This is a genomic window from Maritimibacter fusiformis (assembly GCF_008086115.1).
GTDB classification, from domain to species: Bacteria; Pseudomonadota; Alphaproteobacteria; order Rhodobacterales; family Rhodobacteraceae; genus Muriiphilus; species Muriiphilus fusiformis.
The window spans coordinates 202840-228262 of sequence record NZ_VSIY01000005.1 but is presented as its reverse complement, the minus strand read 5'-3'; the positions used below and the strand labels follow the sequence as shown (position 1 = coordinate 228262).

Below are 25423 nucleotides of genomic sequence, written 5' to 3'. Positions count from 1 at the left end.
TCTCCAACATTCGGCTATCGCTCAGGCGACCAGATCGTCCACGTCCACCCCGAGCGCATCGGCCAGGGCCTTCACCGTCGACAGGCGCGGGTCGATCTTGCCGTTCTCGATGTTGCACACGGTCGAGGTGCGGATGCCGGCCTTATGCGCCAGCGCCGCCTGCGTGAGTCCAGCCGCCTTCCGCCAGGCGGTCAGCGGGTGCATGGTCCCGTCGAGCGACGCGGCCAGCAGTTTGGCGGGCAGGACAGGCGCACCGGCGCTCTCAGCCCGGGCCTGATCGGCGAGGGCAATGTCGCCCGCGTCCTCGATCAGGGCGCGGTATTCCGCCTCGGTGAGCACCACCATCTTCTCGCCTTGCAGGTTCAACGCTTCGTTCATCATCAGGCCCTCCTTCACTTGTAGACCTCGCGGCGGTGCGCCACCCGGATCACCAACACGCCATCCTCGACCTCAAAGATCGCGCGCCAGTCCCGGTGCCGCAGTCGGAAGTATTCGCTCCCGACCAGTCGCTTCACGTCGCCCTCTCCGGTTGCTGCGTAGGCTTCCAGCTTGGCGATCAGCGCCGCGCGGTCCTTGGCAGGCATCTGCTTGAGCCCTTTCCGCGCGACGTTCGTGTAGGCGATCTGCATCGGTTTTCCTTCGGTGGAGCAGCGCCACGTTGCTATGCTATATAGCGCAAAAGAAGGCCAGCGACAAATGCGGTTTAGCGCAATTTCAGCATCGCGGCCGGGACGTGGACCTTGCGGGCGCGCTCGACGGAGCGCGTTCCGACGCTAAGCATCGAGGCGGCGTCATCCGTCGAGACCTGATCATTCCGCAATTTTGCGGATTGGTCGCTGCGCGCTGCGACAGGGATGGCTCAGAAGTCGGCAAATTTGCCGATGCTGGTTGTCGCCCCGCTTCATAATCGAGGCGGCGTCGGAGTTAGAGACTGGTTTTTCCGCAAATTTGCGGAATTTTCACTAGGCCGCCCCCTCCGCATATTCGAGCCGGCGCCATCCGTCGTGACTTGGTAATTCCGCCAATTGGCGGATTAGGCGCTAGGCTTGTCCGTTCGGCAAATTTACCGAACGGTTCTGGACCGGTGTGTCCTCCTTCCGCATATTCGCTAGCCGCGTCGTCGCGCTGGAAAGCGTCATCTTACCGGCGCGCACTTGCTCGGCCAGGTCAGGTCGCTTGTTGGTCAGCGCCTCGGCCATATCAACGGTTTTTCGGGTAACACCAGCGGCTTCGGCTTTACGCTCGGAAGCGCCAGACTTTGCCTTCGGATCGGGCTTAGGCTCCGGGCTGTCTACTATGGTCGCCCCACAATTTGTGGGGTCACCATCAACTGGCTTTCCTTCACCGGCCCACGGTTTGCTGACCTTGTGCTGTGCCTTCGCCGCTTCGGCCCTAGCCCTGTTCGCAGCATCCTGAATGCGCTTCTGTTCTGCCTGCCATGCTTCATCACCCTTGGCGCAGTCGGCCCAGATCATGTATCGCTGTGCGTCGTTCAGGTCGCGGCGCTGGCCGTTCAACGCCCATGCAACCTGCCAAGGGGCGCGGGGCGGTGGTGAGGTGACAAAATGTCGCCCGAACATTGCCACCAGCCCGTAACCCGCGCGCGCGGCGGCGCGACTGGCGAATATGCGGAGGGGCAGACCTAGCGACCAATCCGCCAATTGGCGGAATGATCAGGTCTCAACAGCGGATGCGGCGGTGGACCGGGGCGCGGGGAATGGAAGGAAGGGGCCGGGGTCCAGCAGGCCCACGGAGCGCCGCACAGGCGGCCTGCCACCCGTTTCCGCCCCCGACCACGCAGACAGCCGACACGCCCGCCAGCGGCCCGCGCAGCGCGTCCTTGGGCTTGCCGCTATCCGTGGGGGTCGGGCCGTGCGTTTTCCAGTCGGTTCACCTGCCGCCGGAGGGTCGCGTTCTCGCGCTGCATTTCCTTGAACTCTACCCCCCGCCGAATAATCCTTGCCCAATGTTGGAGCTCGATGGCACGACGGCGGAGCTCTGCACAAAGTTTCTCTTCGTCCGGCGTTCGGAACGGCAGGTTCACGATCGCGTCGACCTGCTCGTCAATCACGGCGACCAGTGCGGCCGCCCACTCTGGCTCGGTTTTGAAATCCATGCGCGTACCTCCCGCCTGATGGATACCAGCGGAAACGGTGGGCACGCAACTCTTGGAGGTCAGGCCTCGTGGCCATGCATTGTGCATAGTCCGTAGAGCCAGCCGATTTGTTTGACCGAAAGGCTCTGCCCGGCTCCGAGCATCCGGATCGCGGTGGCCACAAACGCGGCTTGGTTCGCGGTCAGATCGTCCTGGGCGTGGTCGCGCAGCCACATCGCCTTGGCAAGCAGCGAGTCGGCATCGTGATCGGGCGCGGGCTCCGGCTTGGGCTGGGCGCGGATCTGGACGGGTTCAGGCGCGCATAGGCGGGCGGCGAGATCGTGCAGGGACAGCTCGGCCCGGTCGAGCGTGCGCCGGATCGCTTCGACAGTCGCGAGCACTTCGCTTTCATAGGGCGAGGCAAGGCGCGGGATCAGCTTTGCGATCTTGATGCTGATTTCGGGGGAGAGGTTCAACATTTGCAAACCTCATGGCTCAGCGAACAGTGCGGTCCGTATCGCATCGATGCCCGTGCCGCGCACCTCGTCAGGCACGCGGCGGACATTCCGAAGCCGGATCGTCGTACCGGAGATCGAGCGGACAACCTGCTCGCCGTCGCGCTGGGTCGCGTTGTAGGGCGGGTCATCGGTTAACTGCGCCCTCCAACCGATCGGCCAGCGCTGCTCCGAATACCAGCGACCGGGATGCGATGCCGCGGCGAAGGTGCGCGCGAGCTCGAGCTGTTGCGGGGCGCGGCTGCCGGTGATCAATGGTCCATCTCCTTCGTCAGGGTGTTGGCATCTTTGGGTTAGCGGGGCGGCAGCCCGTTTTGCCCGGAGGCATACCGCCAGATGGCACCCATCAGCTTGCAGTTCGGGTGGTTCGCCTCCACGTTGACGGGTGCCAATTTTGGACCTTCCAAACTCCACAACACGTGGATCAGCGCCGCGATCCCCTCCATGCTGGTCGGGGTCATCTCGATCATCTCCCAGAACGCCGCATTTTCCTGTGCTTCGGCGGCTTTGCTTTCCGGCAGGTCTCAGTTTTCGTTGCCGGGCAAGCCAACGTAGCGGTGCCATTCATCCCGTGCGGCAACCCATTGGCGATACAGTGGGAGTATCGGGTCTTCACCTACATTGCTCAGATCTTCGGGGGTCGATTGGGTCATTGTCGTCATTTGGCGTTCTCCTTTTCTACGCTGTTTCGGTGGGCCGCTTTGCTGTTGGCAATCGCTCGATCCCAGGCGGCGCCAACCCTGTCTCCGCCCGCCGACCAGTGGTCGCTGAAATCTGCGCCGAACTCCGGCTCGCCGGCCGCGCGCTCCGCGATGGTCATGTAGCGCTCGGTCCGGGGCATCGTCGCCATGACCGCGATCGCCTGTTCAACGGTCGCAAGTGTGTCGAACGCCAGCGCCGCCGCCTGCGTGGCTCGGCCCTCGGCCTCTGAGCAGGTCAGTATCGCGACCAGCCGGCCACGCTCCTGCCGCGCCGCCTTGGGAAGGGCAGCTATGGCGCCCGGATCCACCAGCACCGCGCTGTTCACCTCGGCGCTGTCCGACTTCATGGCGGCCAACGCCGCGCAGGCATCGTCGTGGCTTAGGGTGGTGCCCAGCGCGAGCATGAGCGCCTGCTTGGGGCGCGTGACGGCATACTTGGAGCGCATGATCGCCGCGGCCCTGGCCCTAAAGGCGTGGGCGTCGGCGTCATCGCCAGACGCGGCTTGGCTGGCCGGGCGGGTCTTGGTGTTTTGGTTTGTCAAGTCATTTTCTCCTATACAAAGCGTAAGCCGGTATCGGCAAAGATACCTTGGAAGGTCTCCCGCACCTCGTCGTTCATCGCCTTGCGCACGCTGGCCTCGATCGGGACGGTAAGCTTGACCGATGCTGCGCTGCGCCAAAATCTCATTTGGGGTCATCCTCGGTGTCGGTTGCAGGAAGGTCGCCGCCCGCTTCAACAAAGCCGGATAGTTCGGCGAGCGCGTCTGCGATTTCCTTTCGACCGGCATGGACTGCCGCCTCGATTTTCCTGCGCAGCACCAAGTCCCTAGTGATCCGGGCCGGTAGGCCAGAGAGTGTTTCCGCCACCTTGCCGACCACCAGGTCCATCGCTGCGATCGCCTCTTCTTGCGGGATCAACTCGCGCCGCCGCTCGGCCGTGCGCAACTCGATTTCAGCCGCCCGAGCCTCCGAAACTCGGTTCGACGTGGCGGACTTCGAGGACTTCTGCAGAAGGTCTTCGTAATAGGCGACGGTCCCCGAGGTGATGTCCGATATCCGGTACTGGCCTCGCCCCACCTTTTCCACAAATCCAGCCGCGACGAGCTTGTGAACCCACTGCGTGCTTCGGTTCAGCAGCGATGCGGCCTCGCGAATGCCAACCGTTTTTTCGCCAACATTTTCCGATTTTGCGGCAGCGGGCTTTCCCCGCTTCTCTGTCTTCGCTGTGCTCGCCATCAGTAAACTCCACCCGGTTTTTCAAAAATAAAAAAACAGCCACATATCGGGCGGCGGCGGCCCCGCGCCGCAGCGCGGCACGATACGGTCCCTTGGGGGTGGGGGTCGCCCGCACGCCATGCGGGCCGGGCAGGTGCCACTTGCGCTCTCCACGACCCCAGCGCCCGCCAAAACCACAGGCGCTCTTGACGACCTTGCAGCGCCCGTGCGTCGATCCAGACCGAGGTGAGTGCAGGGTGTGCCATCATACCTTGAGAGCCTGTTTCAGCTTTTCGATCGCCGCTATGTGCAAGTTGGGCAGTGCTTCGTCGAATACGTCCCTGGCCTCGTCCTTGACCAACTCCTTCGGGATCGACGGTCCGTACATGACGCGGATGGGGAAGCGAGCCGATCCGGTTCGAACGAAGGCATGAGCATTGAGCCTCGGAACGATGAAGGCCGATTTGAATTTTCGTTGCTTTTTCCCCCACATATCCTTCACCCGAACACCGTAGCTGAACTGCACTGCTCCGAAGTTGCGCAAGCCGCGATGCCGTCCGGTGCCGACGATCTTGAAGGATAGGTTGTCGCGGCTGGGTCCGATGAAGCTGATGGACTTGTTGACCTCTCCCTTCTTGATGCTGGTCTGCTTAACCAACGTATTCTTGATGGCAGTATTGGTCTTTTTGCCTTCTTGATCGAGCGCCCGGCGGTAGGCCGTGATCGCAGTTTTCTCGCCGAAGCGTTTGATCATCTCCTCGTACATGATGCGGTTGCGGTCGAGTTCGCGGACTATCTTCATCCCTGCCATGTCGGTTCCCTCACGCCGCACGGTTGGGGGCGAGGCGCATAAGTATCACCCCACCCCCTCGCGTCGCACATGAAGCGTGCGTGAGGTCCGTTGCGGGCCAAACGTCCGGGAGGACCAATCCCTGAACGTTCATCACGAGGGTCAACCCACCCCCGCAATCTCTTGCGTGCGCCGCCCTATGATCAGCGGCGCAGGTCATGTGGCTTGCTCGCTGTCGGCGAGCAGCACAATTTCAGGATTAGCATCGGGGCGGCGCTGCAGCTCGAGGCCGGCGGCCTCAGCATCCCGAATGAGAAATTCTTCATCGTGTTCGAGGCTCCAAATCTCGTTGTCGATTTCAGAAATCAAATCCGCCGCGGCGCTCGGTTCGATGCCTTCACGGTTCTCGTAATAGTCGCCGAGGCGGCCGAGCAAGATCATTTTGAAGGCCTCGCGGTTGGTCGCCACCAGAAGGCCGAGAAGTATACCCACTGCCGGCCCCGCGTCGGGCGTGTTCGCTCCATGACGCAGCGGCAGAGGAAGTTCAAAATCCGGTTCACCACGCCTGCGTTCCTTTGGGGTTGCGAACCGGTTGACCGGGAGTGCCGTGACGGCGTTGGCGACGGTGGTATCCAGCCATGCATCGACCTCTCTTTCGACGCTGGCGAGGGGAAGCGGGCGGCTCTCGATGGCGTCGCGCTGATCGCGGAGTTCATCAATGCGGGACCGGATTTCGCCAAGGCCACCATGGACGTCGGCGATGGCGCTCCGAGACTTTTTGAGCGACTTGCTCAGGCGTTCCAAGATCATCGGGCATCCCCCTCAGAAGCGAGGCTCAACATTTCGGAACCCCCCGCGTCGCGGCCGCTCATCGGATCCCAGCAGCGAACGGCATTGTCGGACCGGTCGCCGCCAGGCAGCGGGAGGCCGTGCTTCGACGCGTACTTGTGGCAACTCTCGAAGAGTTGGGCGGCCGCGCTCCACGCATCGCTGGCGGCGTCTTGGTGCGTCGTCGCCTCGGCCTTCTCGGCGGCCAACGCGGCGATCATCTTCCGCTTCGCAGCGATGGTGTCCTCGTGGTGTTGCCGAACGTGCGGAGGGACGGTCACGGCCTCAAGACGGCCGATCTCGATCTGAAGTTCGGCGTGCCGCCGAAAAATGTCGCGCGTGAAGTCTGTCGCGGCGCGCAACTCCGAATATTTCGCGTCGCGCAGTCGCTTGAGGTGCGCCAAGCGGTTCTTGCTGTCGAGTTCCATGTCGTCGTCGTCTCCTTTCGATGCTGAAAACATCGGCCGCGTTGATCGCAATTAAAACGCCTAGGTGACTGCGATAGATTTTCCCAGGCTGACTGTCGTGGGCGTCCAGAATGTCGGCGAGCTGGCGCGAGCGCGGCACGGACACGCCCATCTGCAGGATTGCGTGCCAATAACGGCGCGGAGCCGCTGATGGCGGTCCCGGCCGGTCCCGGTCATGGCGCCACCCGGACGCGGCGTACCTGTCGAAGTTTTCGCACATCATCGCCGCCGCGGCATATTTTGGGGCGTCGCGCCAGGCTGGGACCGCGGCCCGCGCTTGCCGCAGATAAGCGTTGCGGCGTGACAGGTTGAGGTCGTCGGTCGCCGCGGGGCGGCCGCGCACATTAAGGCCGAGCGCGGCCGTCAGGTCACCAAGACGATCTTGCTTCACCGCCTCGGTGATCAAGAGCCCGACGGCCCGCTGGACGGGGCAAGGCGCATCCAGCGCCGCTGCGCCAACCTCCCGAAACGCCTCGAGGGTTTTCAGTTTTCCGACTTCCGACAGCCTGGTCATCGCCGCGACGTCGAAGCCGCGCGGGTGAACCCGAACGAGTGCGACCGGTGCCGGTTGCTGTTTTGAGGCTTGGGCCATTCAGCTTGCCCCCAGGCCTCGCAGCCGCGCCCGACACCTGATCGCCGTCTCGATTTCGCTTTGACAGGGCGGCTGGCGTCGCGCCTCGGCGTCGTCCTGCGGGGTGAGCGGGAAACCGGCGTGTCGGGCCTCGCGGGCGGTCACGATGCCCCGGCGGATCATCTCCGCGGTTCGTGCAGGTGTCGCAACACCGGCCAGCGGGCGGCCGTGGGCGGCGTAGAACTCAGTCAGCCCTCTCAGCGCCACCTCCTCGCGGTAACCGGCCCCGTGGGCGTGTGCGGCATCATGGGCGGCTTCGATCAGGACCTTCGCCGGCGGCCAACACAGGCCCGCCCACGACCGTCGCAGGGCGCGCCAAGTGCCTTCGAGGTAGACGTCGAGGGCATCGGCATCGAGGCCGCCGGGCAGCGTGTCGTCCAAATCCCGGACCAGATCGCCGACCTCGGCTCGGATCGCATCGTCGCCGAGGTGATCAGGCACGCGGTACCGGTGCAGCACCCCTTCCGGATTCCAGAGCCAGCCGAAAATTACTGCCTGCCGGGCGTTGGTGGTGATCACGTTCATCGGCCGCCCCCCTGCAGGTCTTCGAAGATGATTGCCGGTGCTTTGCGCGGCCCGTCGATCTCACCGCATTCGTTTGGACCCGCCAAGCCGAGGCGGTTCATGCGTTCGCTGGTTGTCTCAACGCCCCTACGTTCAGTGCGCTCCGGATCAACCCATCGCCTGTCCTTGAGCCAATTGGCTGGAGCAGCCCGAAAACCCCGATCGCGTGAATTATCGGTGCGGCGAATGTAGGCATCGAGACCTTCCATGATCTGCTCGAAGGTCGCCATGCGTCGCGCGCCCCGCCATGCCCTGCAAACGGCTCCCCAAGCTTCCGGGTTCGGGTATTCGTTCCAGAATACCTCCGCTTCGTCGTCCAGAGTGTCGCACCCGGGGCAGAGCTCGCCGGCGAGGTTGGTGGGTGGCCTGCGACTAGGCATCTTCGGAAGATCGGTCTGAGCCGTTAAGACGCTGGCCACCGGTTGCCTGCTGGGGAAAAGGACGACCTCGCTCACCTGCTCCCCCTCCTCAGCCCTTCCATCTCCCCGATCCGGCACGTCCGCGCCCCCCGCATTGCGGGGGGTAGGGGGGGTGTTCTTTACAGGGGTTCTCTCCAAGGGTTCTCTCAAGGGGTTGGTCGGAACCGTGCTTCCGGAAATCACCGGAACCGTGCTTCCGGAAATCACCGGCGCGTTATCGAAACTTTCCCGAACCGTGCTTCCGGAAACTTCGTCCTCGGAAATCCCATCTTCGGCGGGGATAGTTGCGCGATATGTCGTCGCTGGCCGGCCGCTAAATCCGCCCTTCTTGGTCTTCTTCACCGGCGGGACAAGGAGGAACCCGGCGTCCAGAAGGCGGGCAACCGAGGCGGCAGCGCTCTTCTCCGAGCAGCCCACATCCTCGGCGATTGCCACCTGTGATCGGAAGCACTTGAGGTCAGCGTCGAACCATCCAGTCAGCGACATGGCCACACAGAGGTCGAGAGGGCGCAAGGTGCGCCCATCCCCCTTGTCCAGTTTGCGGGCAAGCTCAACCCCGATAGCGGTTTGCAGGCTGCGCAGCCATTCGAAGGTTCGGGCTGCGCGATCGGTCTTTTCGCTCCTCGCCATGCATTATACCTTCCCGCCGATTTCCGCCTCGATCTCCGCGCGGAGTTCGGCAAGGTGCGGGGCGTCAAGGTCGGAGGCCAAGTCTGGCACAAGGGCCAAGAGCCGCCGGTAGGCGTCGGCCAGCGTCGTTGGTCGGGCCGCGAGTATCTGGTCCTCAATCACCAGCAGGGGGTCGACCAGCGTGTCGTCGTCCATGGGCGTCGCCGCCATCGCCTCACACAGGAATCTGCGCGCCCGGTAGAGCGTGCCTATGAGGCTGGGAGGCCGGGCCGCGATCATTCTGTCGAGTCGTTGGTCCGGGATTGTGCGGGAACAATCGTTCATGCTATCTTCCCCATGGCTGAGCTTCTTTTTCACGGGAATTGCGGCCTCTGGACCGTTTGGGGTGGCCGCCCCAGCGGTCCGGCTCGTTTCTGGGCCCATCATTTCGCGGTCTCCTTTTCCTTTTCTGCAATCCAGGCCTCGATATCCTCGGCCCGCCAGCGCGTGACGCCGGGGCTCAGTTTCAACGGCCTCGGAAAGTCGGATCGCTTGAGCATTCGCCAGACCCAGGTGCGGTGGCAGCCGAAGATTTCGCCGATTTCCACGTCCGTCACGAACCGACGCGCCGGCGGGATGTTGATCGCGGGGGGGTGGTTCATTACCGTCATGCCGATGCCCTTTCATCGGCGTCGCTGCGCTCGCCGATCCGATCCATCCGCTCCCGGATCGCGCGGATTACTTCCGAATTTGCACTGGAACAGTTGCGCGCAGCCTCTTGGTCGATGAACCGCTTTACGTCCTCGGGAAAGCGGATGCCGATTTGGATTTTCTTCATCTGGTCCTCCATAGTCACACATTGCGACTATACTCACTTAATGTGAGTATTGTGTCAACGCAAAATAGTCACAGAATGCGAGTGTCGATTCAGAGGAACCGTGATGAAAAGCGAAAAGGCCGAACTCGGGCAGATCGTAATCCGCCCGCCGGAGGGCATGAGAGAGCGGATCAAGCACTCGGCGGCCGCGCACGGGCGGTCGATGAACGCGGAAATCGTGGCCGCTCTTGAGAACCACTTTAGGCAAATGGAACGTCGACAGGCTGGGTGGCGTTGGGTTCCACCGGAGGAGCAAATTCCGGATGCCTACAGGGCTGCGATTAGGGATCAGGCGGAGCGGCGCGGTACATCGTATGGTGAAGAACTGACCGCCGCATTGGTTGGTTACTACATCGATCCGGACTTCGCACGGGACAAGGTTTCACGCGAACGGCTGATGCGCCTAGTCTCGGAGATAGTCGATATTGTCGAATACGATGCAGAGCGCCGCCGGAAAGCTGAAGCAGATGATGGCGACGGCTAGCGTGCGGTTTTGAGATCAACCACGTTCCCGCCGGCGACCTCGCGCCCATCGAGGAAGGCGGCCCACGCGTCCATCATGGCGCGCCGCTGGTCGAGCATGTCGCTTCGCCGATAGGCCCGCTCGACCTCCGAACCAACCACGTGCGCCAGGGCGATTTCCGCCATCGTGTGGTCGATCCCGCGTTCGACAGCCCAGTCACGCGCGGTCGACCGGAGACCATGCGGCACAGCGGCCCGCCCGGTGCGTGCGTCTCGATATCCGGCCTTGTCCTCCGCGATGCCGGCCTTCACATCACGCCTGACCTTGGCCTCGTGGATGCGCCTCATCGCTGCGCCGAGGGCCGCGTCCGAGAGCATGCCGCCTCGTAGGGCCGGAAAAATCAGCGGGTTGTCCGCAAGTCGGGTCAACCCCTCAATGACCGCGATGGCGGGCGCCGAGAGCGGGACGCGGTGCTCGCGGCCAGCCTTCATGCGGTCGGCCGGGATGATCCACAGGCCGCGATGGGCGTCGATCTCGTCCCAGCGCGCGCCGCGCACGTCCCCGGATCGAGCCCACGTCAGCGCAGCGAACTCCAAGGCGCGGCTGGCGTTGCCTTCCCGCTTGCGCAGATCAGCCCACCATCTCGCGGCGTCGGTCTGGGCGAGCGCTGGCCAGTTCTGCGACTTCGCGACCTTCGAGGGCGACGGGAGCAGCTCGGCGAGGGCGCCTTTCCACCGTGCAGGGTTCTCGCCTGACCGGTGGCCGGCGACGGTCGCCCAATCAAACACGCGCTCAAGGCGCTGGCGCACCCGCTTGGCGGTGTCGGTGCGGACGTGCCAGTGCGGCTCAAGGGCGGCGAGCACGTCGCGCATGTCGATGGAATCGACTTGCAGGTTGCCGAGGGTGGCACCGACCAGTCGATCGACCTCGCGGCCCCACGCGGCGCGGTGCTTGTCGCTGCTGAACTCCTTGCCCTTGATCGCCAGGAACCGCTCGACGGCTTCGCGCAGCGTCAGCGAGCGGCGCGCGGCTGCGGCCAGCTCGGCCTTGCGGGCTTCCCGTTCGGCCACCGGGTCACGGCCATCCATGATCTGGGTTTTCATCTCGCGGGCTGCGTTCCGGGCATCGGCGAGCCCAACCCCCGGATAGGGCCCGAGGCCGATCACCCGCCGCTTGCCTGCAATGACGGTGCGCAGGATCCAGCTTTTGGCCCCGCCAGGTGTGATCTGCAGAAGCAGCCCAGAGACGCCCCCGGCGGCGATCCAGACGTTGTTTTCGTGATCGCCGGGGTGTGCAGCACGCTTGACTTCGAGCGCTCCCATCTCTTTCGCTTGCTTCGGCATTGAACGCCCTTTCCCGGCCAACCATCCCGCATACCATAAGAAATGTCATTTTGCGCGACAGGCGGGAACAAGTGGAAACCACATGTTCTCATTAAGCCATTGAAAAAGCGAACAGATCGCAACGTGAGGCATAAGGTAAAGACACCCGTTCCAGCGACCTACGGGCTGCCACTTCCCCAGCTTAAGTTATTGTGTCGCATGAGGATTTTCCTTGTGCTTGCGAAGCTTTCAGAGGGGGTTAGGAGATTTCGGGTTGTTGGCGGTGTCTTGCAGCTTCTCAAACGCGCTATGAGCGCCGCCGGTGATGGCAAGAAGATCGCGCAGCGGCCGAACGGAACCGTGCGCTGCTCCGGGGCGAGACCATGGCGGGAGGCGCGCAATGACCGGCCTCGACCAGTCCCCTATGTGCGACCGAAAGGGATCAATAATCGAGGTGCCCTCTTGCGGCGGAGGGTAATCTATCCTGTCTGGGCCTGAGACCTCGCGACGGTGCGCCGCCGCACCGTGTCATGTAAATTTGTCCTATGCATAGGTGCTTTCTGACTTCCACTCGACGGTGGGAAGCCATCGAATTTGGTGGGAGTTGAAACTAATAAGTATCAGATATATAATACTTTCGTGAGAATTCAAAATCCCCCGCCGCAAGGCGTGCCGGTTCGGGTCCGGCCTCGGGTACCAGGGATTTCCCTGAGAGATGGCGTGACGGAATCCCCGCGGCGACCCTGCGCGCGCGCCTACAGCGCGCCCGCGATATCCGCACCCGCCCCGACCAGCGACGCGCCGGTGCCGATCGAAAGATCGAACAGGGTCAGGAGCTTCTGGGTCTGCACGGTCTCGGAATTCGAGACATAGATGGCATCGCCGGACTGCACGTAGAAGCTTTGCGCGAAAAAGCGCGAGCGCACCTGTTGCATGTCGATCATGTAGACGGTGGGCACGCCACGCGGATCGTTCTCGAACCGGGCCAGGTTGGGAACACCGAGGCGCTTGAGTTTCGCCACCGGCTCGAACCTGAACACGAAGACGCCCTTGGGGTCGGCGCGCATGTCCGACAGCCCGCCGGCACGTCCGAGCGCGTCGAGCAGGGTCATGCGCGCGGTCTCGAACGGGAACACGCCGCCGCGTCCGACCGCGCCGTTGATGGTGAAACTGCGCGGCTCATGCGCCAGCACCACCATGTCGCCGCGCTGCACCAGCGGGTTGTGCGACGGGCTTTCCATCACCTCCATCAGGTTGAGGCTGCCGCGTCGGCCGTCGCGCACCAGGGTGACGCGGGTGTCATAGGCCGGATAACGGCTGCCGCCGGCCGCGGCGATGACCTCGGCCAGACGGGTCGGGCGCAGGGTCAGGGGCAGCGGGCCGGGCCGCCCGGCATCGCCCGCCACGGTCACGATGTTGGAGGCCGATTCGACCACGCCCACCACCGCCTGCGGTTCGATCGCGGACCCCGCCAGCCGCTCGACGATGTCCTGTTCGATGTCGCGCGGCTTGCGCCCGAGCGCGCGAATGGTGCCGACATAGGGCAGCGAGATGGTGCCGTCGGATTCGACCAGCACCTTGGGGAAATCGGCATGTCCCAGCCCGCCGCCGCCGGCGAAGGGGCCGTTGGTGCCGGCCTCGAGGATGCGCACCCCCAGCACGTCGCCGACCGCGATCCGGTTCTGCGGCAGCCCCGCCGAGGCGGGGGCGACGACCGGGCCGAAGCCGCGCTCACCGTCGCTCATCAAGGCCTGCGAGATCGCATCGGTCATGCTGATCAGGACAAAGTCGCCGGTGGCGCTTTCCTCGATGATCTCGCGGGTCAGCGGGCCGTCCGACGGCAGCTTGTTGCAACCGGCAACGAGCGTTGCGACCGCGAGAAAAATTCCCAATACGAATCGGTTCTTGCGGGCTAGGCGCGAAGGCATACGGATATGGCCCTATATGTGGCAGACTTCGGGAAGGACGCTACCAAATATCGCAGGCCGTGTCTAACGTCTTGATGCCAATTCTGTGCGGCGGATCTGTGCGTTACGGCAGGTGTTCGCGGATGATCGCGCCGAACAGCACGGTGATCGACCAGGCCATGAACGCAACGACCCCGATCAGGACCACGTTGAGGAATCGATACGGGTAGATCGCCTTTTCCGGCAGCGACGGCAGGACGAAGGCCGCAAGGTAGCGCTGTTGCCGGTCCGCTTCGAGCCGGGCGGCCTCGAGCGAGGTCATCGACGACACGTAGGCGCGTTGCAGGAACTCGAGATCGACTGCCAGCCCCTCGTAGTTGCTGACCCGCTGGCTGAGGGTTTCGCCGCCGTCGTCGCCGGGGCCGGGAGCACCGCCGGCACCAAGGCGCGCGCGTTGCCGCGCCACCTGTTCCTCCAGCGCCGCGATCTCGCTGTCGAGGAACTTCACCCGCGGCGCCTCGGTGTTGAGAAACTCCAGCAGGGTGGCAAGCTGGGTCTGCTTTTCCGACAACTCGCCTTCCAGCCGGCCAAGAAGCTGCTGCTGCGCTTCGACCGAGCGGGTCGGGTCCACGTCCTGGCCGTCCTCGCGGAACTGGGCCATCTTGGCGCGATGGTCGCGCAGAAGCATCTCGTTGCGGCGCACCTCTTCCTCGGCGCTGCGCACGGTGTCGAGACGCGCGCGTTCCGAGACCTCGTTGATCAGCTCGCCCGACAGCGCCAGCACCTGGCTGGCCAGCAGCTTCGCGTCTTCGGGGGAAAATGCCTGAACTTCGACCGTGATGATCTGCGAGGAATTGTCGAAATACGGATTGATCCGCCATTCCAGATACTTGAGGAATTCCTCCTTGGGCCTGTCGCGGCTGAAACGCGAGAAAAAGTCGATGCCTTCGCGGTCGAACATCTGCCGCAGGTCGATGCGCTGCTCGAGCTTGTCGATCAGGTCGCGCGACGCCAGGAAATCGGTGACCATGTAGCTGTCGACGGTGGTGATCCCGCCCGATGACATCCCCCCCATCAAACCCGACAGGTCGGTCCCACTGGGATCACCCGAGGGCGAGCGCACGGCGAACTTGATCTCGACCGCGTAGCGGTCCGACGCAACAAAGGCGAAATAGAACGCCGACAGGACGATCGGCAGCAGCACCACAAGGAAAAACGACGCCCTGAGCCAATAGCGCGGCTTGGCCTTGGTGCTGGCCGGGCGCTTGGGCAGTTCGATCACCTTCTGGACGACTTGCGGCTTTTCGGCCTTGGTCTCCGTGGTTTCTGGCGTGTCTTTCATGCGGTCCCTTGGGTGCAGGTTGCTGCGATTTTAGCCGATAGGGCAATGAAACGATATGGAAATCGGAATGTTGCGGCCATGCTGCGCCTAGAACAGGTCATTGTAGGCGGCGACGGCGTCGGACACATCGTCGAAATAGGTCAGCACCCCGTTCTCCAGCATGATCCCCGCCTCGCAATATTCCTCGAGCACCTCCATCGAGTGCGACACCATGTAGAGACAGGCCGTCTTCATCCGCTCGTGAAAGGCCGCGCTGGATTTCTCCTGGAAGTTCTTGTCGCCCACCGACATGATTTCGTCGATCAGGTAGATGTCGAAATCCATCGCCAGGCTCAACCCGAAAGCCAGCCGCGCCCCCATGCCCGAGGAGTAGGTCTTGTAGGGTTCATTCAGAAAGCCGCCAAGCTCCGAGAATTCGCGCACGTAATCAACGATATACTCGGTGTTCTGACCATAGATCCGCGACACGAAACGGACGTTCTCGATGCCGCTGAGGTCGCGGTGAAAGCTGCCGCGAAAACCCAGCGGGAAGGAGATCGAGGCATTGCGCCGAATCTCGCCCTCGTCGGGCTGGATGATGCCGGCCAACAGCCTGAGAAACGTCGACTTGCCGGCGCCGTTGCGGCCGACCAGGCCGATGTTCTTCCACGGCACTGTCGTGGTCAGCCCGTTGATGATCGGCTTCACCTCGCCGGTCTTGAGCTTGTAGGACTTGGAAACATCCCTGAGTTCGACGCCACTGCGCAGGTTCGTGTCCCTCATGTTTCGTCCTTCGTCACGATGCGATCGGCGATCATCCCGATCGCCACAGCGGACAACGCGAACAGCCCGAGATAGCTCAGGTCCATGTCGTCGGCACGATACCCCGCGAAGAAGCCGGCGCGAAATGCCTCGATACCATGCACGAGCGGGTTCCAGAGCAGGAATTCCCGGTAGTAGCTCGGCACGACCGACAGCGGGTAGATCACCGCCGACAGGAAAAACGACGCCCCCATGATCACCGCATAGAATTCGGTGATCGACGGGATGACCTGGGTGATGACCGCGATGATCATCCCGATTCCGAGCGCCAGCGCCGCCAGCAGCCCGATGGCGATCAGGATCATGCCGATGTCGGCGGGCGGGCTGGCGTGAAAGAAGAAATACTGGAACGTGAAGACCAGGATCATCACCACGATATGGGTCGAAACCTCGAGCACCGCGCGGGCAAAGACGGTGTCGAGCTGACGCACCAGGGGGTAGTTGAAGAGCGGTCGGTTGGCCTCGAGCGCCGAGCTGATTCGCGTGGAAGATGTGCGAAACATCTGGAATGGAAGCACGCCCGTTGCGAAAAAGATCGCGAAACTGCCACCGGCGGCAGGTTGGGTATTGCGAAAGGCGGTGAACACCACGGTAAGAAAGGCGATCATGATCGCCGGCTCGACCACCGCCCAGAAATAGCCCAGCCGCGAACGGCCATAGCGCACCCGTGCCTCGCGCAGGACCAGCGCGACGATCACGCGCCCGAACGCAACGCTCGCAGAGTAATAGTCCCGAACGGCCTGCGTCATCAGTTCCCGTCTCGCCCGTCCATGTGTCCCGGTCAATGGCGGCGTGACCCTAGGCCGCGTTGGCGACGAATACAATGCCGCGCGTGCGGCGACCGCGGGGCAGGCGGATCGGTGCCGTCAAACGTCTGAACCCGATCTGGAATCGCAATCATTCGCGTCTGGTGCTATGGCATTTGCCCGACAGGGACGCTAAGGATTGTGGCGATTGGTCCGTCCGGCCTGATCGCGCGAAATGTTTATTCAGGCGGGGCGGAATGGTCCCGGCGCAACCAGTTCAGAGGTTGTTTGGTGGCAGAAATTCTGTTCCGTGGCCGCAGTTGCCGGCTGCCCGGTGGGCGCGACGTGGAGGCGTTCGCGCGCCTTCTCAATGATGGAGAATGCGCGGTCGGCTGGATTCCGAGCGATCGCTGGGGGACGGCGCGCTATCTCAATCCCGAACCCGGGATCGCGGGCAAGGCCTATACCTTCGCGGCCGGCGTGGTCGACGATCTGTTCGGGTTCGATCCGCAGGTGTTCGGTATTTCGCCGCGCGAGGCCGGTCAGATGGACCCGCAGCAGCGACTTCTACTCCAGGTTGTCCGGGAGGCGCTGGAGGACGCCGGCCTGCCGCCCTCGGCGGTCTCGGGCACCGATGTCGGGGTCTATGTCGGGGCCTCGGCGCTCGACTATTCGCGGCGGCTGGGCATGGATGCGCGGGTGACCGACGCCTACATGATGACCGGCAACACGCTGTCGCTGGTCTCCAACCGGATCTCGCACGTGTTCGACCTGCGCGGCCCGTCGATGACCATCGACACCGCCTGTTCGTCGTCGCTGGTGGCGCTGAACGAAGCCCTCAAGGCGCTCAATTCCGGCCGCATCGACATGGCCATCGTCGCCGGCTCCAACGTCCTGCTCGACCCGGTGCCGTTCGTCGGGTTCTCGGCGGCGCGGATGCTGTCGCCGAACGGCCTGTGCCAGCCGTTTTCGGCCAGGGCCGACGGCTATGTTCGCGCCGAGGGGGCGGTGGCCTTCGTGCTGCACCGGGTGGATACGCCGCGCGACTACCCGTCCTATGCCAGTCTGGTCGATGTCGAGACCAATGCCGACGGGCGCACCGTGAACGTCGCCCTGCCATCGTCCGAGGGGCAGCGGGTGCTGCTCGACACGCTCTATGCCCGCGCCGAGGTCGATCCAGAATCGCTGGCCTTTGTCGAGGCGCATGGCACCGGCACCTTCGTCGGCGACCCGGTCGAGGCCGAGGCGCTGGGGCGCGCCATCGGCCAGAAACGCAGCGCGCCCTTGCCGATCGGCTCGGTCAAATCGAACATCGGCCACCTGGAGCCGGCGTCCGGCGTCGCGGGCGTGCTCAAGGCGCTTTTGGCGTTTGAAACCGGTGTGTTCCCGGCCTCTCTTCATGCAGATACCCTGAACCCGAACATCCCGTTCGGCGAGCTGAACCTGCGGCTCGCGCAAGAGCCGGTGAAGCTGCCTGAAACCACGGCGCGCGCCCATGCCGGGGTCAGTTCCTTCGGCTTTGGCGGCACCAACGTGCATGCCATCCTGGCCGCACCCCAGGCGCCGGTGCTGCCCGCGCCCGACATGGAGCGCGCGCGCATCCTCGTTACCTCGGCCTTTGCGCGCGAAGCGCTTGACGATCTGGCCGCTGCGCACGAGGTGCGGCTGGCCGATCCCGCGATGGACGATGCCGGGCGGGCCGCCTATCTCGACGCGGCGCGGGGCGCGCGCGATCTCAACCCGGTGCGCCTGGCCGTGGCCGCCGACGATCCCGGGGCGATGCTGACCGCGCTCAAGGACTTCCGCGCCGGGCGCAAGAACCCGGGTTTTGCCAGCGCCGAGACCCACCTGTCCGACGCCCCGCCGGTTTTCACCTTTTCCGGCAACGGCTCGCAGTTTGCCGGGATGAGCCTGGCGGCGCTGGCCTCGGACCCGGTCTATGCCGCGACCTATGCCGAGGTCGACCGGCTGTTCGCGGCGCTGTCCGGTGTGTCGCTGCTGGAACTGGTGCAAGCGGACGATCTGGCCGCCCAGTTGTCGCGGGTCGAAGTGGCCCAGCCGCTGCTGTTCGCCGATCAGGTTGCCAGCGCGACGGCGCTCGAGGCGCGCGGGCTGGTGCCGGCGGCGGCCATCGGCCATTCCGGTGGCGAGGTTGCGGCGGCCTGGTGTGCCGGGGCGCTGGACCTCGAACAGGCGGTGCGCCTGACCTATGAACGGGCCTATTCGCAGATCGCGCTGCACGGACGCGGCACCATGGCAGCGCTTCAGGTCTCCGAGGACGAGGCGCGGGCCGCGCTGGACGAGCTTGGCGAGACCGGCATCGACATCGCGGCGGTCAACTCGCCGCGCTCGATTTCGCTGGTCGGGCCCGCCGACGCGATTGCCGAGTTCATCCCCTGGGCCAAGCGCGCCCGGCGCTGGGCGGCGGTGCGGCTCAAGGTCGAATATCCCTATCACAGCGCGGTGCAGGACGAGATCGAGGCCGATCTGCGCGACCGGCTCTCCTTCCTGTCACCGGGGCCGACGCGGATTCCGTTCATTTCCAGCGTCACCGGGCGCGAAATGCCGGGGGCCACGCTGGGCCTTGAATACTGGTGGTCGAACGTGCGCCAGCCGGTGCGTTTCCTGTCGGCCATCGAGACGGCGCAGGCCGCGGGCTTCATGGCCTTCGTCGAGATCGGGCCGCAACCGGCGCTGGCCTCCTACATCAAGGCAAGCCTTGGCGAGGCCGCCGCCGATTGCTGCATTGCCCACAGTGCTGCGAAATCCGACACCGCCGCGAGCGACCCGATGCGCGCGGCATGGCTGCGGGCCATCGTCGCAGGCTGCCGGGTGGTGGATGCGACCGACCCGGTCGCGGCCCGGCGCGCGGCGCGGGCGCTGCCCAAATACCCGTTCCAGAACACCGAGTATCGCCGCGATCAGACCGCCGACATCCTGCGCTATTTCTCGGCCAATCCCGACTATGCCGCCTCGCTCGGGTCGCAGCATATCGACGGCGACCCGATCTGGACCGTCGACCTTGAGCCGCGCGCGGTGCCGGAACTGGCCCAGCATGTGGTTGGCGATACCGCGGTGGTGCCGGGTGCGGTGTTTCTCGATGCCGCCCTGGGGGCTGCCCAGCGCAGCCTTGGGACAGAGCGGGTCGAACTGCGCGATTTCGACATCACCGCGCCGCTGCCGCTGATCGAGGGCAGCGTGACCGAGATGAAGACCGAGATCGACGTGGCCGCCCGCCGGGTGCGCGTGGCCAGCCGCGCCATGACCGAGGGTGCGGCCTGGCGCGATCACGTCAGCGGCCGGATCGGCAAGCTCGCCTCCGAAGCGCCCGAGGCGGTCGCGCCCGACACGGGCTGCGGCGCGGAAGACCAAAACGGGGCGGCGCTCTATGCCGTAGCCCGGCAGGTCGGGCTGAATTACGGCCCGGCGTTCCAGCGCGTTTCGCATCTGCGCAGCCCCGATGCCGACCATACCGAGGTGGTGCTCAGCCCCAGCCCGTTCGAGGACCGGCCCGAGCTTGGCGCCTTCGCGATCGACCCGATCGCGCTCGACGCCGTGTTTCACGGGCTGATCGCGCGGCTGGTCACGACCGACCACGCCGCCGAGCGTCTGGGGTTCGTGCCGGTGCATGTCGGGCGGATGCGGTTGTTTGCGCAAGGCGCGCGCCTGCGGGCGGGGCGGGTGACGGTGCGCCGGGTCGGCGCGCGTTCGATCCTGGCCGATTTCCAGGTGTTCGACGAGGCGGGCGCGCTGGTCGCGCATCTCGAAGGGGTGCGCTTTCGCGCGGTCCGGCTGGTCAAGCCGGTGGATTTCGGCCATCACGCCTACGTCACGCGGCTGGAACCGGCCACCATGCTGCCCGGCGCGCGCGACCCCGGCCTTGCGGTCGATCCCGAAGAGGCGGTGGCCGACATCCTGGCGCGGGCCGACACGGACGAGGCCGGCGACGAGACATTCCTGCTGGTCGAGGCCATCGCGCAGCGCATCGCCTATGACACCCTGGCTGGGCTTCGCGGCGACGATGGCCAGGTCACCCTGCCGTCCGAGACCGATGCCGAGCGCGCCACCTATGTCACCGCGCTGTGCGAAAACCTGGCGGTGATGGACCTGGCCACGCCGACCGACACCGGCTGGTATCTGGCGGAAAGCTGCGATCTGCCCGAGGCGGAGGAACTGCTCGAGGCGCTGATCACCGACCGGCCCGACCTCGGCGCCGAATACGGGCTGCTGGCGACGCTGCGCCGCCGTCTTGGCGACTGGCTGCGCGACGAAGCGGTCACCTGGGACGCGGGCGAACTTCTGGGCCGCGCCGCGCTCGACAATGTGCGCGAGGGATCGCCCTTTGCCACGCGGCGGGCGGGGCTGTTGAACGGCGCGCTCGTGGCGTTGATCAATGCTTGCGCCGCGCCGCGGGCGCTGCGGGTGGCCGAGCTGACCACCGGGCCGGTGCCGGCGCTGCGCGCGCTGGACGCGGCGCTGCCGGATCGCGCGATGGCGCTCTATCGTATCGTTCCCGCCCGCGATGACGCCGACGCGGGGCTTGGCCCCGCCGATCAGGCCATCGCACGGCCCCTGACCGAGTTGACCGCGAGTGCGGCGGACCTGGAGAAACACGCCGGTTTCGACCTGGTGATCGCCAGCGGCAGTTTCCGCGAGTTCAGCGACGATCCGGACACGCTGGCCGCGCTTGATGCGGCCCTGGCGCCGGGCGGCGCGCTGGTCGTGATGGAGCCCACGCCGTCCAGTTTCCGCGAAATGGTCTGGGGCATCGGCGGGCGCTGGTTCGACCGCTCTGCCGGGCCGGATTTTCCGGTGGGGGCCGAGCGCGGGGCCGACGAACTCGACCGGCTGTTGTCGGACGCCTGGCCGGGCGCGGCCCGGGTGGTGGCGCTGCCCGAGGGCTATGGCGGAGCCGCCGTCGCGGTGGCGTCGACCCGACCGAAAGCCGCCGGGCGACCGGCGCTGACTGAGGTGCCGGAGGGCGGATTTGCCGAGGTTCTGACCGAGGCGGGCTATGCCGCCGATCCGGCCGAGGCGGGCGATCTCGTGGTGTTCGACCCGCCCGAAACGGCGGACGAGCGCCAGCCGGTGATCTGTCATCTGCCGCTGCCGGGCGCGGGCAATGCCACGCGCGCGGTTCGCATGCGGATCGAGGCATTGCGCGACCGTCTTGACGGCTGGGCGGGCGCGGCGCGACCGGTCTGGGTTTTCCTGCCGCGCGGTGCGGCCCATGCCGACGGCGTCGCCGATCCGGTTCAGGCCGCGATCTGGGCCTTCCTGCGCACCGCGCGCAACGAGTACCCGGCACTCGATCTGCGCAGCTTCGACCGGGTTGACGGCTTTGACGAAGCCGAAGCGGCCACGCGCCTGTTGCAGCTTGCCCCGACCCCCGGGGTCGAGACCGAGGCGGTGCTGGGGTCGGACGCGCTGTCGGCCCTGAGGGTGCGCCAGGGATTGGGCACGGTGTCCGGCAACGGGGAACGGCCGGTCTCGGGCGGCACGCGGCTGGTGTCCGATGCCGCCGGCACGCTCGACGATCTGGACTGGCGGCAAGCAAGCCGCGACGCACCGGGGCCGGATGAGGTCGAGGTCGAGATCGCGGCGACGGGTCTCAACTACCGCGACGTGATGTGGGCGCAGGGGCTGCTGCCGGAGGAGGCGCTGGAAACCGGCTTTGCCGGGGCGGTGCTGGGCATCGAATGCGCCGGTCGGGTGGCGCGGGTCGGCGGCAACGTCACCGACCTTGCGCCGGGCGATCCGGTGGTGACCTTCGGTCCGGGCTGTTTTGCCTCGCACATGGTGATGCACCGCGACTGGGTCGGCCGGATGCCCGAGGGCATCGACCTTGCCGCCGCCGCCACCATTCCGGTGGCCTTCTTCACCGCCTATTACGCGATGGTCGATCTGGGCCGGATCGGTGCCGGGGATACCGTGCTGATCCACGGCGGCGCGGGCGGCGTGGGGCTGGCGGCGATCCAGATCGCGCAGGCCGCGGGCGCCCGGGTGATCGCCACCGCCGGCAGCGCCGTGAAGCAGGACACGTTGCACGCGCTGGGGGTCGAGCATGTGCTGTCGTCGCGCAGCCTGGCCTTCGGCGACGAGGTGCGCGCGATCACCGGCGGGGCCGGGGTCGACATGGTGCTGAACTCGCTGGCCGGCGAGGCGATGGAGTTGAGCCTGGGCCTGCTGAAGCCGTTCGGGCGGTTTCTGGAGCTGGGCAAGCAGGATTTCTATGCCAACACCGGCATCGGGCTGCGCCCGCTCAAGGAAAACGTCAGCTATTTCGGCATCGACGTGGACCAGCTTCTGGCGCTCAGGCCCGACCATGCGCGCGGCCTGTTCGCCGAGATGATCGCGAAATTCCGCGACGGCAGCTATCGCCCGCTGCCCTATCGCCTGTTTGGCGCTGGCGAAGTGGTCGAGGCGTTTCGGGTGATGCAGCGCTCGGCCCACCTGGGCAAAATCGTGGTCGCGCCCGAGGCACCTTCGGCCGCGCTCGCCGCCAGCGCCAACCCGGTGTTCCGGCCCGATCCCGAGGGCTGGCAGGTGGTCATCGGCGGGCTGGGCGGGCTGGGGCTGGCCCTGGCCGAATGGCTGGTCGGCGCGGGCGTGCGCCGGGTGGCACTGACCGGACGCAGCGGCAAGCCCGATACCGCCGCCGCCGCGCGCATCGCGCAGATGGTTGCGCAGGGCGCCGAGGTGAGAGCGGTGGCCTGCGACGTGGCCGATGCCACCGCGACCGGCGCGATGCTGGCGGGGCTGCGCAAGGTCGCCCCGATCAAGGGCGTGATCCATTCCGCGATGGTGCTCGATGACAGGCCGATCAAGGAGCTGACCGCCGAGGGGCTGATGCGCACGCTGCCCGCCAAGATCGCCGGGATCGACAACCTCGACGCCGCGACCCGGGCCGACCGGCTGGATCATTTCGTCGGCTTTTCGTCGATCGCCACGCTGATCGGCAACCACGGGCAGGGCGCCTATGTCGCCGCCAACGCCTATGTCGAGGCTGTGATGGCGTCGCGCCGCGCGCAGGGCCTGCCGGGGCTGGCGGTGGGCTGGGGGCCGATCACCGACGCGGGCTATCTGACCCGCGAGGACGACAAGGCGCGGATGATCCGCAAGATCACCGGCAACGCGAGCTTTACCGCCGGGCAGGCGCTGCATGCGCTGGAACGCCTGCTGGCGCGGGCCGGGGCAGGTGAGGATCTGCCGGCGGTGGTCACGATCTCGCCGATGGGCTGGTCGGGGATGCTGGCGGCGCTGCCGCTGCTCAAGGGGCCGACCTATGCCAAGCTGGCCGCCCTTGGCCGCACCTCGGGCGAGGCGGGCGATTTCGAAGACCTGCGCGCCACCCTGATGGCGCTGCCGGTCGACAAGGCCGAGGCCCGGCTGGCGGGGTTCCTGACCACCGAGATCGCGCGCATCCTGCGGGTGCCGGAAAACTCGCTGTCGGCCACCCGCGCGGTGTCCGACTTCGGGATGGATTCGCTGATGGGGGTCGAGCTTGGGCTGGCCGCGCAGCGCGTGCTGGGCGATGACGTGCCGATGATGGCGATCTCGGACGAATTGTCGATCCGCGACATCGCGCGCAAGATCGTCGGCCACCTGCATGGCGGCGACAACGGCGACATGACCCGGGTGGCCGCCAACATGGCCGCCCAGCACCTTGGCGAGAACAGGGCGGGCGAGACTGAGGACGCGCCGCAGGTGGCCGGAGCAAGCTCGTGAGCGGGCCGCACCACCATTCCGGCGAGGCCGCGCGCCAGAAGGCCATAGACCTCATGCGGCGCAAGACCGGGGCTGGGCCGGCGGCGGCACGCGCACCGACACCGGCGGCGCGGCGCAGCCAGCCCGGGTTCGAGGCGCTTGACGACCGCAAGCAGGTCAACGTGATGCGCGTGGTCAGCGAAGCGATGGGCATCGCCAACCCGTTCTTTCGCTCGCACGACGGCCCGGCCAGCGTGGAAACCCGCATCGACGGGCGGGCGGCGGTCAATTTCGCCACCTACGACTATCTCGGGCTGGGGCAGGACGCGCGGGTGCGCAAGGCCGCGCATGACGCCATCGACCGCTTTGGCGTATCGGCAGGCGCCAGCCGCCTGGTGGCCGGAGAGCGTCCGGTTCACGGCGCGCTCGAGGCCGCGCTGGCACGGCACTACGGCACCGAGGACGCCATCGTCTTCGTCAGCGGCCATGCCACCAATGTCTCGACGCTGGGCACCCTGCTGACGGCCAAGGACCTCGTGTTGACCGACAGCCTGATCCACAACTCGATCCTTGTGGGCGCGCAGTTGTCCGGGGCCAGCCGCAGGAGTTTCGCCCATAACGACCTCGACGCGCTGGAGCGGCTTCTGGTCGAGAACGCGCGGCGCTACCGCAACATCCTTGTCGCGGTCGAGGGGCTTTATTCGATGGACGGCGACCTGCCGGACCTGCCGCGCCTTCTGGAGTTGCGCGCCCGGTTCGGGTTCTGGCTGCTGGTCGACGAGGCGCATGCGCTCGGCACCGTGGGTCCGACCGGCGGCGGGCTCGCCGAGCAGTTCGGGGCGGATGCGACCGAGGTCGATATCTGGATGGGCACGCTGTCGAAAACCCTGGGCGCGACCGGCGGCTATGTCGCGGGCTCGGCGGCCCTGATCGACGTCCTCAAGGCCAGCGCGCCGGGCTTCGTCTTTTCGGTCGGGTTGCCGCCGGTTCTGGCCGCGACTGCGCTGAGCGCGCTTGAAATCATGGAGGCCGAGCCCGAGCGTTGCCAGCGCCTTCAGGCCAACGGCGCCCGGTTCCTGGAGCGCGCCCGCGCCGCCGGGCTGGACACCGGCGAAAGCATCGGGGGCGCGGTCGTCCCGGTCCTGATCGGGGATTCGATCAAGGCGGCGAAACTCAGCGAGCGGCTGTTGGCGCGCGGCTACAACGTGTTGCCGATCCTGTTCCCGGCGGTCCCGATGAATGCCGCGCGGTTGCGGTTCTTCATCACCTCCGAGCACAACGCCGCCCAGATCGACGGCGCCGTGGCAGCCACGCGCGACGAGATCGACCAGCTTGACCGCGACGGCTTCGGGATGAAGCTGACACCGGAAATGATGGCGCTGATCAAGGATGCGACCTGAGCCTGTGGCACGCGGATCCGGCAT

General features: G+C 65.8%; 27 protein-coding genes. 3 read left to right on the top strand and 24 right to left on the bottom strand.

From position 1 onward, the window contains the following. Nucleotides 1–21: 21 nt before the first annotated feature. From FVF75_RS08705 to FVF75_RS08630, 19 genes are all read right to left on the bottom strand, one after another. Nucleotides 22–381 carry a helix-turn-helix transcriptional regulator gene (locus FVF75_RS08705; protein ID WP_148377583.1) on the bottom strand — a complete coding sequence of 120 codons (360 nt, stop codon included), beginning with the start codon at nucleotides 379–381 and terminating at the stop codon, nucleotides 22–24. Nucleotides 382–392: 11 nt separating this feature from the next. Then, nucleotides 393–629, bottom strand: a complete 237-nt coding sequence (locus tag FVF75_RS08700; protein WP_148377582.1) for a type II toxin-antitoxin system RelE family toxin — start codon at nucleotides 627–629, stop codon at nucleotides 393–395. Nucleotides 630–1040: 411 nt separating this feature from the next. Next, entirely contained in the window at nucleotides 1041–1517 is a 477-nt protein-coding gene (locus tag FVF75_RS08695; protein WP_222861210.1) for a hypothetical protein, read from the bottom strand. Between the two features lie 335 nt (nucleotides 1518–1852). Further along, nucleotides 1853–2116 carry a hypothetical protein gene (locus FVF75_RS08690; RefSeq protein ID WP_148377580.1) on the bottom strand — a complete coding sequence of 88 codons (264 nt, stop codon included), beginning with the start codon at nucleotides 2114–2116 and terminating at the stop codon, nucleotides 1853–1855. A gap of 59 nt (nucleotides 2117–2175) precedes the next feature. Further along, nucleotides 2176–2574, bottom strand: coding sequence for a hypothetical protein (locus FVF75_RS08685; protein ID WP_148377579.1), 399 nt, complete (start codon nucleotides 2572–2574; stop codon nucleotides 2176–2178). Between the two features lie 9 nt (nucleotides 2575–2583). Beyond that, nucleotides 2584–2865, bottom strand: coding sequence for a hypothetical protein (locus FVF75_RS08680; RefSeq protein ID WP_148377578.1), 282 nt, complete (start codon nucleotides 2863–2865; stop codon nucleotides 2584–2586). Nucleotides 2866–2903: 38 nt separating this feature from the next. Beyond that, nucleotides 2904–3080, bottom strand: coding sequence for a hypothetical protein (locus tag FVF75_RS17540; RefSeq protein ID WP_187393023.1), 177 nt, complete (start codon nucleotides 3078–3080; stop codon nucleotides 2904–2906). A 54-nt stretch (nucleotides 3081–3134) separates the two neighbouring features. Then, nucleotides 3135–3272, bottom strand: a complete 138-nt coding sequence (locus FVF75_RS17535) for a hypothetical protein (protein WP_187393022.1) — start codon at nucleotides 3270–3272, stop codon at nucleotides 3135–3137. Further along, nucleotides 3269–3853 (bottom strand): hypothetical protein, encoded by a 585-nt coding sequence (locus FVF75_RS08675; protein ID WP_148377577.1) that lies wholly within the window; start codon nucleotides 3851–3853, stop codon nucleotides 3269–3271. Before FVF75_RS08675 ends, FVF75_RS17535 begins: the two co-directional genes overlap by 4 nt. A gap of 11 nt (nucleotides 3854–3864) precedes the next feature. Next, entirely contained in the window at nucleotides 3865–3999 is a 135-nt protein-coding gene (locus FVF75_RS17840) for a hypothetical protein (protein WP_281289590.1), read from the bottom strand. Further along, on the bottom strand, nucleotides 3996–4547 hold the full coding sequence (locus tag FVF75_RS08670; RefSeq protein WP_148377576.1) for a hypothetical protein: 552 nt from the start codon (nucleotides 4545–4547) through the stop codon (nucleotides 3996–3998). The genes FVF75_RS17840 and FVF75_RS08670 overlap by 4 nt, the downstream gene beginning before the upstream one ends. A gap of 244 nt (nucleotides 4548–4791) precedes the next feature. After that, entirely contained in the window at nucleotides 4792–5337 is a 546-nt protein-coding gene (locus tag FVF75_RS08665) for a hypothetical protein (RefSeq protein ID WP_148377575.1), read from the bottom strand. A 195-nt stretch (nucleotides 5338–5532) separates the two neighbouring features. Next, nucleotides 5533–6126, bottom strand: a complete 594-nt coding sequence (locus tag FVF75_RS08660) for a hypothetical protein (protein ID WP_148377574.1) — start codon at nucleotides 6124–6126, stop codon at nucleotides 5533–5535. Continuing rightward, nucleotides 6123–6572, bottom strand: a complete 450-nt coding sequence (locus FVF75_RS08655) for a hypothetical protein (RefSeq protein ID WP_148377573.1) — start codon at nucleotides 6570–6572, stop codon at nucleotides 6123–6125. The genes FVF75_RS08660 and FVF75_RS08655 overlap by 4 nt, the downstream gene beginning before the upstream one ends. 631 nt (nucleotides 6573–7203) lie before the next feature. Beyond that, on the bottom strand, nucleotides 7204–7767 hold the full coding sequence (locus FVF75_RS08650; protein ID WP_148377572.1) for a globin family protein: 564 nt from the start codon (nucleotides 7765–7767) through the stop codon (nucleotides 7204–7206). Next, a complete protein-coding gene (locus FVF75_RS17720; RefSeq protein ID WP_246138041.1) occupies nucleotides 7764–8855 on the bottom strand; it encodes a hypothetical protein in 1092 nt (363 codons plus the stop codon). The genes FVF75_RS08650 and FVF75_RS17720 overlap by 4 nt, the downstream gene beginning before the upstream one ends. Nucleotides 8856–8858: 3 nt before the next feature. Beyond that, a complete protein-coding gene (locus FVF75_RS08640; protein WP_148377571.1) occupies nucleotides 8859–9179 on the bottom strand; it encodes a hypothetical protein in 321 nt (106 codons plus the stop codon). A 98-nt stretch (nucleotides 9180–9277) separates the two neighbouring features. Continuing rightward, on the bottom strand, nucleotides 9278–9496 hold the full coding sequence (locus FVF75_RS08635) for a helix-turn-helix transcriptional regulator (RefSeq protein WP_222861209.1): 219 nt from the start codon (nucleotides 9494–9496) through the stop codon (nucleotides 9278–9280). Nucleotides 9497–9501: 5 nt separating this feature from the next. Further along, nucleotides 9502–9672, bottom strand: a complete 171-nt coding sequence (locus FVF75_RS08630) for a hypothetical protein (protein WP_246138040.1) — start codon at nucleotides 9670–9672, stop codon at nucleotides 9502–9504. 103 nt (nucleotides 9673–9775) lie between these two features. Here FVF75_RS08630 and FVF75_RS08625 point away from each other — a divergent pair, with 103 nt between their 5' ends. Next, nucleotides 9776–10195, top strand: coding sequence for an Arc family DNA-binding protein (locus FVF75_RS08625; RefSeq protein ID WP_148377568.1), 420 nt, complete (start codon nucleotides 9776–9778; stop codon nucleotides 10193–10195). On the opposite strand, the gene FVF75_RS08620 is transcribed toward FVF75_RS08625, so the two are convergent. From FVF75_RS08620 to FVF75_RS08600, 5 genes are all read right to left on the bottom strand, one after another. After that, nucleotides 10192–11517, bottom strand: coding sequence for a tyrosine-type recombinase/integrase (locus tag FVF75_RS08620; protein WP_148377567.1), 1326 nt, complete (start codon nucleotides 11515–11517; stop codon nucleotides 10192–10194). The genes FVF75_RS08625 and FVF75_RS08620 overlap by 4 nt on opposite strands. A gap of 734 nt (nucleotides 11518–12251) precedes the next feature. Further along, the gene (locus FVF75_RS08615; RefSeq protein WP_166127035.1) at nucleotides 12252–13388 is read right to left on the bottom strand and encodes a polysaccharide biosynthesis/export family protein; all 1137 of its coding nucleotides are present in this window, start codon (nucleotides 13386–13388) and stop codon (nucleotides 12252–12254) included. A 139-nt stretch (nucleotides 13389–13527) separates the two neighbouring features. Then, nucleotides 13528–14745 carry a KpsE/RkpR family capsule polysaccharide export protein gene (locus tag FVF75_RS08610; protein ID WP_148377565.1) on the bottom strand — a complete coding sequence of 406 codons (1218 nt, stop codon included), beginning with the start codon at nucleotides 14743–14745 and terminating at the stop codon, nucleotides 13528–13530. An 87-nt stretch (nucleotides 14746–14832) separates the two neighbouring features. Continuing rightward, entirely contained in the window at nucleotides 14833–15507 is a 675-nt protein-coding gene (locus FVF75_RS08605; RefSeq protein ID WP_148377564.1) for an ABC transporter ATP-binding protein, read from the bottom strand. Continuing rightward, nucleotides 15504–16295, bottom strand: a complete 792-nt coding sequence (locus FVF75_RS08600) for an ABC transporter permease (RefSeq protein WP_148377563.1) — start codon at nucleotides 16293–16295, stop codon at nucleotides 15504–15506. The genes FVF75_RS08605 and FVF75_RS08600 overlap by 4 nt, the downstream gene beginning before the upstream one ends. A gap of 288 nt (nucleotides 16296–16583) precedes the next feature. On the opposite strand from FVF75_RS08600, the gene FVF75_RS08595 reads away from it, so the two are divergent. Together FVF75_RS08595 and FVF75_RS08590 are read left to right on the top strand one after the other, a co-directional pair. Then, nucleotides 16584–24020 (top strand): type I polyketide synthase, encoded by a 7437-nt coding sequence (locus tag FVF75_RS08595; protein ID WP_148377562.1) that lies wholly within the window; start codon nucleotides 16584–16586, stop codon nucleotides 24018–24020. Next, nucleotides 24017–25399, top strand: coding sequence for an aminotransferase class I/II-fold pyridoxal phosphate-dependent enzyme (locus FVF75_RS08590; RefSeq protein WP_246138039.1), 1383 nt, complete (start codon nucleotides 24017–24019; stop codon nucleotides 25397–25399). The genes FVF75_RS08595 and FVF75_RS08590 overlap by 4 nt, the downstream gene beginning before the upstream one ends. Nucleotides 25400–25423 lie beyond the last annotated feature (24 nt).

What these genes read in the sequence shown, in the direction of transcription:
- FVF75_RS08705 (WP_148377583.1), bottom strand. Translation starts at nt 381, where the DNA reads ATGATGAACGAAGCGTTGAACCTGCAAGGCGAGAAGATGGTGGTGCTC.
- FVF75_RS08700 (WP_148377582.1), bottom strand. Translation starts at nt 629, where the DNA reads ATGCAGATCGCCTACACGAACGTCGCGCGGAAAGGGCTCAAGCAGATG.
- FVF75_RS08690 (WP_148377580.1), bottom strand. Translation starts at nt 2,116, where the DNA reads ATGGATTTCAAAACCGAGCCAGAGTGGGCGGCCGCACTGGTCGCCGTG.
- FVF75_RS08685 (WP_148377579.1), bottom strand. Translation starts at nt 2,574, where the DNA reads ATGTTGAACCTCTCCCCCGAAATCAGCATCAAGATCGCAAAGCTGATC.
- FVF75_RS17540 (WP_187393023.1), bottom strand. Translation starts at nt 3,080, where the DNA reads ATGATCGAGATGACCCCGACCAGCATGGAGGGGATCGCGGCGCTGATC.
- FVF75_RS17535 (WP_187393022.1), bottom strand. Translation starts at nt 3,272, where the DNA reads ATGACGACAATGACCCAATCGACCCCCGAAGATCTGAGCAATGTAGGT.
- FVF75_RS17840 (WP_281289590.1), bottom strand. Translation starts at nt 3,999, where the DNA reads ATGAGATTTTGGCGCAGCGCAGCATCGGTCAAGCTTACCGTCCCGATC.
- FVF75_RS08670 (WP_148377576.1), bottom strand. Translation starts at nt 4,547, where the DNA reads ATGGCGAGCACAGCGAAGACAGAGAAGCGGGGAAAGCCCGCTGCCGCA.
- FVF75_RS08665 (WP_148377575.1), bottom strand. Translation starts at nt 5,337, where the DNA reads ATGGCAGGGATGAAGATAGTCCGCGAACTCGACCGCAACCGCATCATG.
- FVF75_RS08660 (WP_148377574.1), bottom strand. Translation starts at nt 6,126, where the DNA reads ATGATCTTGGAACGCCTGAGCAAGTCGCTCAAAAAGTCTCGGAGCGCC.
- FVF75_RS08655 (WP_148377573.1), bottom strand. Translation starts at nt 6,572, where the DNA reads ATGGAACTCGACAGCAAGAACCGCTTGGCGCACCTCAAGCGACTGCGC.
- FVF75_RS08650 (WP_148377572.1), bottom strand. Translation starts at nt 7,767, where the DNA reads ATGAACGTGATCACCACCAACGCCCGGCAGGCAGTAATTTTCGGCTGG.
- FVF75_RS17720 (WP_246138041.1), bottom strand. Translation starts at nt 8,855, where the DNA reads ATGGCGAGGAGCGAAAAGACCGATCGCGCAGCCCGAACCTTCGAATGG.
- FVF75_RS08640 (WP_148377571.1), bottom strand. Translation starts at nt 9,179, where the DNA reads ATGAACGATTGTTCCCGCACAATCCCGGACCAACGACTCGACAGAATG.
- FVF75_RS08635 (WP_222861209.1), bottom strand. Translation starts at nt 9,496, where the DNA reads ATGAACCACCCCCCCGCGATCAACATCCCGCCGGCGCGTCGGTTCGTG.
- FVF75_RS08630 (WP_246138040.1), bottom strand. Translation starts at nt 9,672, where the DNA reads ATGAAGAAAATCCAAATCGGCATCCGCTTTCCCGAGGACGTAAAGCGG.
- FVF75_RS08625 (WP_148377568.1), top strand. Translation starts at nt 9,776, where the DNA reads ATGAAAAGCGAAAAGGCCGAACTCGGGCAGATCGTAATCCGCCCGCCG.
- FVF75_RS08620 (WP_148377567.1), bottom strand. Translation starts at nt 11,517, where the DNA reads ATGCCGAAGCAAGCGAAAGAGATGGGAGCGCTCGAAGTCAAGCGTGCT.
- FVF75_RS08610 (WP_148377565.1), bottom strand. Translation starts at nt 14,745, where the DNA reads ATGAAAGACACGCCAGAAACCACGGAGACCAAGGCCGAAAAGCCGCAA.
- FVF75_RS08605 (WP_148377564.1), bottom strand. Translation starts at nt 15,507, where the DNA reads ATGAGGGACACGAACCTGCGCAGTGGCGTCGAACTCAGGGATGTTTCC.
- FVF75_RS08600 (WP_148377563.1), bottom strand. Translation starts at nt 16,295, where the DNA reads ATGACGCAGGCCGTTCGGGACTATTACTCTGCGAGCGTTGCGTTCGGG.